The 572-nt window shown below is 72.2% G+C and carries 2 protein-coding genes; both read left to right on the forward strand.

Annotated features, from left to right (window positions below; translation table 11 throughout):
• Positions 1-279 (forward strand): peptidoglycan-binding protein (locus amrb99_RS49625; protein WP_190869055.1); only part of this gene is annotated, 279 nt, incomplete at its 5' end.
• Between the two features lie 12 nt (positions 280-291).
• A complete protein-coding gene (locus amrb99_RS49630) occupies positions 292-525 on the forward strand; it encodes a hypothetical protein (protein ID WP_190869056.1) in 234 nt (77 codons plus the stop codon).
• Positions 526-572 lie beyond the last annotated feature (47 nt).

The raw sequence follows: 572 nt of genomic DNA on the forward strand, positions 1-572 counted from the left end.
TACGCCCCCGGAACGACCGGCGGAACGCCCGCCAAGACCTGGACGGAGACCACCGTGCAGAACCTGCCCCTGCTGAAGAAGGGCGCGACCGGCGAGCACGTGCAGACCCTGCGCGGCCTGCTCCTCGCCCGCTCCCACCCCGAAATCCGGACCGTGAACGGCTCGTTCGACGACAAGGTCGTCGCCGCCGTCAAGGCCGTCCAGCGCTGGGGCGGCGTCACCGCCGACGGCGAGGTCGGCCCCAAAACCTGGCCCATCCTCCTCCGCGTCCACCAGTAAGGAGCGCCCCCAATGCTCGACTCCACCATCCGGACCGTCGTCCCGATCATCGTCGGCGTCATCGTCGGGCAGGCCGCGCGAATCGGCCTGGACCTGCCCGCCGACGCCGTCACCGCGATCCTCACCCCGACCGTGTCCACGCTCTACTACATCGCCGCCCGCGCGATCGAGCAGCACGTCCCGGCCGCCGGCCGGTGGCTCCTGGCGCTCGGCCTCACGTCCGCACGGCCCGTCTACCGGCCGTAGACGAACAAGCGCGGCCCCGCTCTCCTTCACGGGAGAGCGGGGCCGCG

It is taken from the genome of Actinomadura sp. RB99, assembly GCF_014706005.1.
Taxonomy (GTDB): Bacteria; Actinomycetota; Actinomycetes; order Streptosporangiales; family Streptosporangiaceae; genus Spirillospora.

Excerpts from the sequence above, each read along its gene's own strand:
- amrb99_RS49630 (WP_190869056.1), top strand. The coding sequence starts at position 292 with ATGCTCGACTCCACCATCCGGACCGTCGTCCCGATCATCGTCGGCGTC.